The following is a 7693-nucleotide window of genomic DNA, read 5'->3' on the forward strand; positions in this document are numbered from 1 at the left end:
CATTATGTGGATTCCAACGTTTTTTTATCCGGACTTTTATCCATTGGCTTAGCTTTATATGTTGGTTACCTATACAGTTTAGATATGTTTTATGGTGGGTTAGGCATGTTTCTAGTATTGTTCTTACGTTGGCTATTTTTAGACAAAATTGATGCAGTATTACTACCTCTTCATATAAAAGAATCTCATGATAGATGAAATAGGTATGATGATTGCTGGTTTTATATCAGGGAATAGTGCTGGTAAAAGTAGAAAAATAAAGGTTTGGGCTAGTGTAACTATAGGTCTACTGTTTTTTCTAATGAACTTTCTACTGGATTTATTCGGGCGCAATCCTATAATTTTAAATAATGTTTTGGTTTTAGTTGGTATATCTTTAGTTATAAGTACAGTGGCTTACATTCTTTTAACGATATTTAGTGCAGAGGATACTGTATGAATTTTCTTCTAATATTTATTACCCAAATTAACTTTTAGTAGGAAAGAAGATGCTCTATATATCAACTAGAACTACTTTTATTCGTTTACTTTTGATTCTTACGATTGGGTTATCAGGATTATCCATTGTTCAAGTCAGTCAAGCCTCTGTAACGCTCCAAGCGCAAAACTCAGAAAAGACAGCACTCGCACGTCAATTAATTAATATAGACGGCTCAAAGCAAGGATATAAACAGGCTAACCAAGTCGGGATTGAGTTGATGCGTAATAATATGCCTATGGCTCCTGATGAGTTTTTTATACGTTTATCAGAAAACCTTAACGCTTACGACTATGAAACAAGCTTGACTACTTTATATGCTCAAGTGCTTAGCGTTGATGAATTGAATGCCTTGGTTGACCTATATAGTAGTCCTACTGGAAAGTCTTTAGCTAGTAAAATGGGCATACTATCAGAGCGTTTAGCCTACCAACAAAATCAAATTGTAGAAACCATAGTTCAGCAAACTATGAATGAGATGGGTGTATTAACGCAATAAAGTTGTTATGACAAACTCAACTTGGATAAGGAGACGGATCATAAAAACTATATTTCAACAGTTGAATTTAAGGTGTTCTGTAATATTTGGAATGCTGACAATACTCATTTCTACCTCTACTCTAGCGGCTCCTGTTCTTTTTGAAACTACAACAAAGTCTATAACAGATATACCTATTACAACATGGAAAGAAATGCGCGATGCTCAAGTCGTCAAGCAAGATTTAGATTATTCATGCGGCGCATCTTCACTATCCACTATCTTGACGCACTTTTATCAGCAGCCAGTCACTGAAGAGCAAATCTTAACAGACATGAATCTGACGAGCATGATGGCATCTTTTCAAGACTTAGCTGTCGTTAGTCAAAAATACGGCTTTACTGCTAAAGGTATCGCTACTAACTACGACACATTAAAAAAGCTAAAGATCCCTGCTATTGTCTACCTTAATCATAAGCGTAGTGATCATTTTAGCGTCATCAAATCTATTAACGACACACATATCGTATTAGCAGACTCAAGCTGGGGAAATAGAACATTAACCAGATCACAGTTTGAAGCGATGTGGCATACACGTTCTAATGACAACCTAAAAGGTAGTTTACTACTTATTTTACCAACGACGACCGACCAGAAAAGTAATACTAGTTTAGCGTTTATGGAAATTCAAAATAATCAGAAATTACTACAACAAAGTGTTGAGCTATTTCGCTTCCCCATATAGCTTTTACTATCCTTATATCTAAATGTTGAACTAAGAAAATGGTAGTTAACATTTTTTAATAGATCTGTTTTGATGACTTATCTAAGTTGTTGATCAGTTCGCTCATCAAATCTTTATCACCCTGCCTAGTCAAAAAATCTTCTAAATTTTTAGCAGTATATTGAGATAGTCCTGGTACTTTATCTGTCTCTAATAACTCCGCCATGAAAGCTCCTAACAATATTTTTTGTCTTGTTAGCTTTTTATCCAGCTTCTGTTTTTCACGATTGATCTTTAGTTGTAAATCATTAATACGTTGCTGCTCTTTTAGTTCACTATTATCTAAAATGCTCATAGTAATATCTCGTCGTTAGTGTTTCTGTCTTTTGTAACTATAACAACTAAAACAAACTTCAACAATACACCATGCTATAATTTGTCTACAGTGTTTGAAGTCCCACTGACTAAGTGCGAGTTTTCGACTTCACAAATGTTTATTACCTACGGCAATACATTTATGAAATCAAAACATCGGCAGGGGTAAACCCCCACACCCCCAGCACTACGAAAAGATGTAGTGCTAAAAACTAACAGATAGAGCTTTCAGAAATGGCTATTTTTCTAGCATCGACTAATTCAATATCACGAGGAAGCGGACAAAGTGCCGTTGCCAGTGCGAGCTATCGTTCTGGTGAAATTTTAGAAGATAAACGATACGGTAAGACGCATGACTACTCCAAACGTTCAGGTGTGATGAGCGCGGATATTATTTTGCCCTCAGCATTAACTGCTGCCGGCGCTACTATTGATCGTAGTGATTTATGGAACAAAGCAGAGAGTGCCGAGAAACGCAAAGATGCAAGAGTGGCTAGAGAATGGCTTGTTAATCTACCGCATGAGTTAAGTGAGCAAGATCGTAAGACACTGGCGCATAGGTTCGCCCAAACCCTAGCCAACCGTTACGGCACGATCGCCGATTGTGCTATTCACAAACCAACTCAAAGAGAGATTGATCGGGGTGCTGACCCTCGTAACTTCCATGCTCATATCCTGTTTACTACTCGTACGGCAGCAATGGGCAATAATCATGAAATCATCTTGACTGACAAAGCCGATATTGAGTTGTCCGACACGAAGCGTCGTGAGCTTGGCATGGAACGAGTCAGTCTTGAGATTAAAGAGGTTCGCCAACTATGGGAGCAGCTTGCCAATGAAAAATTAGCTGAGCATAAGCACGATTTGATAGATTGCCGTAGCTATGCACATCAAGGCAAAGATATTGAGCCACAACTTAAGATGGGCAGCGTTGCGACAAAGCGGGAGCGTGACGCATATGAGAAAGCTAAAACGGCAGCAAAGGAAAAAGGCGAGGTATTTAACGGTATTGCCCCAGTGACGATCAGGGGTGAAATTAACGCCATGATCGCAGAGCGTAATAGCTTGGTGCTAGAAGCGTCTAACAAAATTATTTTTGAGAGAGAAAACCGTGACCGAATTGATAGAGTTAATCGAACGCTTGGAGAAATCACTGACAAAATCAAATACACAGAATCAGTCATTGATAGAACGCAACGAGTCATTGATGAAAACGCAGTTAGAACTAGAGACGCAGAATCAGCAAATGATTGGGCAGCTAAACGATGTGAGAACTTACCAAAGCGAATTGATGAAATCACTGACAAGCATGAGAGAGTCTTATCAGTTGGTGAGTGGGCAGCTGAACGATGCAAAAACTTACCAAAGCGAATTGATGAAACAAAACAAAGAGCTACAAACAGCAAATCAGAAGCTTCAAGAATCCATAACAGCATTACAGAAAGAGCAAAACCAGCCCCAAGCCCTTTCGATAACAAGTACGAACGAGCCTTTTTTGAGCGAAAAAGACGAATTGATCGAGCAATTAGAGAAACAAATAACAAGCTTAACGGATCGAAATTCGGAGATATTCAAAGAAGTAATGATGTTAAGGACGCAGCTAAGACGCTAGCTTATATATTGCTTGACCGGCATACAAAAGGACGTTTTGACAAGAGACAACTGACCGTACTTGATGACTTTGCGAAAAAATTAGGAATTAATGAAAACCAAGGTTCAGATTTTAGACACAATGTAAGGCTCGCTACCGACAAGATCAATACTGTCGAGGTATTAGAGAATAATCCTCACGAATTTCGCTTGTTAAACTTCCCTTCACAAGAAAGGGAACATTACCAAACAGTCACAGCAGATTTTGATAGGTTTATCGCTCATGTAGACAAACAGAGGGCTGAGCTAAAACAAGAATATCAAGCAAAACTAGGTAAAAACGATAGTAGCAGAGTAACCGCAGAGATTTTAACAGTAAAACCTTATCTAACTGCTTTAACCAAATATGCGAATAACAGTGACAAAACAGATGAGAGCAGAGCTTTAGCAGAGCAACATATAAATAAGACTATCAAATTGACTGCTAAGCAATATGAGATCGCGTACAAAGGATTAAATACATTAGATAGCAATGAGAGCGCCCAGAAGCATGTTAAAGAGCTTGGGGACAGTTTAAGTAGCTTTACTACTGATTATGCTGAAAAGTTAACTGAGGTTGATTTAAGAAGCATTAATGAAGGTTTAAAAGTCATTGATAGAGGAATAGAGGTTAGTAATACAAGTCAGAGTAGAAATAATCTGTCACCAGGCTTCTAATCTTACATATCCTTTTTTTTGTTTTCTTTTATTAGTTATACACAACCAGAAATGCTTTTAATGCTTTTAAATGCTTTTAAATGCTTTTAAGCGCTCTGAGTCGATTGATATCAAAGGGCTGTAGCTGTGATAAGGTGACGTTTAGTTACCTATAAGGTGACGTTTAGTTACCTATAAGGTGACGTTTAGTTACCTATAAGGTGACGTTTAGTTACCATTATGTGACATAAAAAAATATGTCACATAAATGACCTTTTGCTACTGTAAAGTGACTTGTTATTATTTGTCACTTAATATAAGGTGAGTATTTATTCATTAGAGTAATGACAATGAACAATAAAAAAAACCTAGTAGTTAAGACCAATAAGATAAATGAAGCACTACAAAATTTATCATTGGCTGAAGTACGCATCATCCAGTTAGCAATTGTAGATGCTAGAGAAACAGCCACAGGGTTAAGTACTGATAAGCCATTACGAATTGATGCCACACGTTATGCAGAGGTATTTGATACCACACGACAGAATGCTTACCAGCGTATGAAGGATGCTGAAGAGACTTTATTTAACAGACGCTTCACCTACTTTGACGATAATAAAAAACCTATTAAAAGCCGTTGGCTACAGCAGGTGCAATACCATGATGGCGAAGGAGCAATGGATTTAGTATTCACGCTTGCCGTTGTTAAGGGAATTAGCCGTATTGATGGTTTGGAGCAGTTTTTTACTTCATATTTATTGGAGCAAACGACACAGTTCAATAGTGTGTACTCAGTACGGCTTTATGAGCTCTTAACGCAGTGGCGCTCTGCTAAGAAGACACCTTGTTTTGCGTTAGAGATCTTTCGACAACAAATGGGGCTAGGTGTCAGTGAATATAAAAGAATGAATGACCTTAAAAAGCGAGTATTAGATTTAGCTATCAGTGAGATTAATGAAAAATCAGATCTAAAAGTAAAATATGAGAATGTAAAAAAAGGACGCAGTATTATAGGCTTCACTTTTACAGTTCATGAAAAGCCAAAACCTAAGACTGAGCAAGTAGCTAAGCCTCGTGATGTTGATAACGGTGATATGTTCACGATTGATGGATTGTCTGACAAGCAGCTGTGGCGTATCAGTCGACATAAAGAGTTTATAAGTATGTATAGCGGTCTCGCTAAAGGCGACGCTGGTAAGAACTGGTCAGCATATAGTGATTTTATAGTTGGTGAAATCAAAAAAGACGCTTCCAAATTCAGTAAGAAACGTCCTATACGCGAATATTTAGATGGGAATGAAGCAGACTATGACTTCTCAAGATAACGACAAAAACCAACTACTTAAAATAGACTGTTATAAGTGGTTCCTTTATATCAGTCTATTTTAAGTGGTCTGTTAATAGGTTTGAGGGCTGAAATAACTGGTTCCCTTGGGGTATAACACAAATAATAATATGAAATTGTGTAACTTAGTAAATTTTATTCATGTGTAAAGTTTATTTTAGTATGCAATCAAATATAGATAGATTATTATCCAATTAATGTTTATTTAATTATCAAAATTTTGGAAGAATAGATGTCTCATAACTCTTATTTTGGGACTATTATTACTATAGTTGCAGCTTGTACTTTTAGCTCATTATGTCATGCAGACTTACCATTAACTATAGAGAGCCTAACAACAGATAAGGGCAGATTTAAGTTAGATACAACCATAAGTTATTTTAACCAAAATAATTCTAGTCTTTCGTCACAAGGTTCAAATATTATAGATTTAGGTAATGGGAATGTTGTCACTATTCCTAATCTCCCTACTGAAGGGATAGTTAATACGGATAGCGTTATCGGAACAGTAGGGCTACGTTATGGTATTAGCGAAGCCTGGGAAGTAGGTGTAAAAACTAATGGATTAGTGCTTGAGCAACGCCAAGAGAATGAAGATAAGGTCTCAACACAGAGTGATACTAGGATTCAAGATGTATCCTTAACGACTCAATACCAGCTTACTAAAAACCATAAAATTTTGCCTGATAGCTTGGTCTTTTCCGAGTTATCTTTATACGATAATACTTCTGGATTTGAGAAAGAAACAGCTAGCTCTGCACTTGTAGGTAGTACGGTGTACACCGTCAATGATCCTATTGCTTTGAGCTTGACAGGCACATATCAGTATAACAATACTCGTAAAGTTTTAAGTCCCCCTGAAGGTTTTCCTGATCAAATCGATATAGGTAATATTTTTTCTTTATCAGGATCTGTAGCATTTGCGGTTAATCCAGACATTACGCTCAATACGGGAGTCGGTTGGCGCATGATAGAAGGTGACAAATTCCCCAATACAGAGGTTGACCGTGCTAGGCGTACTGAAACCAGCTTAAACCTCGGTATGGCCTATGCGTTAACAGAGCGTAGTAATCTTACAGCTAATTTACGTGCTGATGTTTCAGGAGATTCAGGAAGTACGCTATCTCTAGGAATGACTACTAAGCTTGGTAAGCTGCCGCCACCTATATCACAGCAATATCGAAAAAATAAAGAACGAGAAATTCTTAATAATTAAATAGTTTTTAAATTCTGGCAACCAATCCAAACCATCCTGAAAACGTTGTCTTGGCCAGTGGACTAAAAGACAACAGCCCACCAAACTTAATTTACTAAAAAGGAATACGTAATGAAGGGTTTAACTAAAATTGTTGCTGCATCAGCTCTTGGTTTAAGCTTGAGTATCTCTGCTATGGCAGCTGACGAAGTGCAAAATAACGTAAGCTTAATTGGTCAATCTACATCAGATATGAGCTATGCGTTTGCTGATAGTGAAAACTTACAAGTTAAATCTATCTCTAGTCAAGAGATGGAAGCAACTGAAGGAGCATGGTTCCCAGTTGCGCTAAATTTGGCAGGTCGTGTTGTAACCAGTCAAGTAGCTAAACACCATATGTCCAATGCTGGATTGGTTTATGGTACATACCAAACTGGCAAGGCATGGAGTGGTAAGAGTAGCAACCAACGACGTAATGGTGGTGCTGGAGGCAGATGGTAGTAAGTACAAAAGATAAGAAGCCACACTTTAAGTATAATCGACTTTAACTGATTGGTATTTCAAATCTTTGAAATACCAATTAACAGAATTTGTGATGCTATGTTTACAAGAGAATGCCCTGGCTGTCATGGTAAAGTAATAAGACCTTTAGATTTTAAAAAATCTAAGACTTATCAGTGTCCAGAATGTTTACATTATGTGGATTCCAACGTTTTTTTATCCGGACTTTTATCCATTGGCTTAGCTTTATATGTTGGTTACCTATACAGTTTAGATATGTTTTATGGTGGGTTAGGCATGTTTCTAGTATT

10 protein-coding genes are annotated in these 7693 nt (G+C 37.3%); 9 read left to right on the forward strand and 1 reads right to left on the reverse strand.

Translation table 11 applies throughout. The annotated features are described in order from the left end of the window. The 4 genes from ACP69U_RS13335 to ACP69U_RS13350 form a co-directional block, all read left to right on the forward strand. On the forward strand, nt 1-198 hold a 198-nt coding region (locus tag ACP69U_RS13335), incomplete at its 5' end, for a hypothetical protein (protein ID WP_426138777.1). Continuing rightward, entirely contained in the window at nt 188-439 is a 252-nt protein-coding gene (locus ACP69U_RS13340) for a hypothetical protein (protein ID WP_248957086.1), read from the forward strand. The genes ACP69U_RS13335 and ACP69U_RS13340, both read left to right, overlap by 11 nt. 49 nt (nt 440-488) lie before the next feature. After that, nucleotides 489-977, forward strand: coding sequence for a DUF2059 domain-containing protein (locus tag ACP69U_RS13345; protein ID WP_248957087.1), 489 nt, complete (start codon nt 489-491; stop codon nt 975-977). Between the two features lie 193 nt (nt 978-1170). Next, nucleotides 1171-1701 (forward strand): C39 family peptidase, encoded by a 531-nt coding sequence (locus ACP69U_RS13350; protein ID WP_248957088.1) that lies wholly within the window; start codon nt 1171-1173, stop codon nt 1699-1701. A 55-nt stretch (nt 1702-1756) separates the two neighbouring features. Here the strand turns inward: ACP69U_RS13350 and ACP69U_RS13355 are convergent, their stop codons facing one another. Further along, the gene (locus tag ACP69U_RS13355; protein WP_248957089.1) at nt 1757-2035 is read right to left on the reverse strand and encodes a hypothetical protein; all 279 of its coding nucleotides are present in this window, start codon (nt 2033-2035) and stop codon (nt 1757-1759) included. Nucleotides 2036-2289: 254 nt separating this feature from the next. On the opposite strand from ACP69U_RS13355, the gene ACP69U_RS13360 reads away from it, so the two are divergent. The 5 genes from ACP69U_RS13360 to ACP69U_RS13380 all read left to right on the forward strand — a co-directional run. After that, the gene (locus ACP69U_RS13360; protein ID WP_426138778.1) at nt 2290-4362 is read left to right on the forward strand and encodes a MobA/MobL family protein; all 2073 of its coding nucleotides are present in this window, start codon (nt 2290-2292) and stop codon (nt 4360-4362) included. A 329-nt stretch (nt 4363-4691) separates the two neighbouring features. Continuing rightward, complete coding sequence (gene repM / locus ACP69U_RS13365; RefSeq protein WP_248957083.1) at nt 4692-5666, forward strand: replication initiation protein RepM; 975 nt, start codon at nt 4692-4694, stop codon at nt 5664-5666. Between the two features lie 252 nt (nt 5667-5918). Beyond that, entirely contained in the window at nt 5919-6902 is a 984-nt protein-coding gene (locus ACP69U_RS13370; protein WP_248957084.1) for a transporter, read from the forward strand. Between the two features lie 111 nt (nt 6903-7013). After that, entirely contained in the window at nt 7014-7382 is a 369-nt protein-coding gene (locus tag ACP69U_RS13375; RefSeq protein ID WP_248957085.1) for a hypothetical protein, read from the forward strand. 99 nt (nt 7383-7481) lie between these two features. After that, on the forward strand, nt 7482-7693 hold a 212-nt coding region (locus tag ACP69U_RS13380; protein WP_426138779.1), incomplete at its 3' end, for a hypothetical protein.

It is taken from the genome of Psychrobacter sp. TWR1-1-1 (assembly GCF_049895865.1).
Classification (GTDB): domain Bacteria; phylum Pseudomonadota; class Gammaproteobacteria; order Pseudomonadales; family Moraxellaceae; genus Psychrobacter; species Psychrobacter immobilis_A.

What these genes read in the sequence shown, in the direction of transcription:
- ACP69U_RS13340 (WP_248957086.1), top strand. Translation starts at nt 188, where the DNA reads ATGATAGATGAAATAGGTATGATGATTGCTGGTTTTATATCAGGGAAT.
- ACP69U_RS13345 (WP_248957087.1), top strand. Translation starts at nt 489, where the DNA reads ATGCTCTATATATCAACTAGAACTACTTTTATTCGTTTACTTTTGATT.
- ACP69U_RS13350 (WP_248957088.1), top strand. Translation starts at nt 1,171, where the DNA reads ATGCGCGATGCTCAAGTCGTCAAGCAAGATTTAGATTATTCATGCGGC.
- ACP69U_RS13355 (WP_248957089.1), bottom strand. Translation starts at nt 2,035, where the DNA reads ATGAGCATTTTAGATAATAGTGAACTAAAAGAGCAGCAACGTATTAAT.
- ACP69U_RS13360 (WP_426138778.1), top strand. Translation starts at nt 2,290, where the DNA reads ATGGCTATTTTTCTAGCATCGACTAATTCAATATCACGAGGAAGCGGA.
- repM (WP_248957083.1), top strand. Translation starts at nt 4,692, where the DNA reads ATGAACAATAAAAAAAACCTAGTAGTTAAGACCAATAAGATAAATGAA.
- ACP69U_RS13370 (WP_248957084.1), top strand. Translation starts at nt 5,919, where the DNA reads ATGTCTCATAACTCTTATTTTGGGACTATTATTACTATAGTTGCAGCT.
- ACP69U_RS13375 (WP_248957085.1), top strand. Translation starts at nt 7,014, where the DNA reads ATGAAGGGTTTAACTAAAATTGTTGCTGCATCAGCTCTTGGTTTAAGC.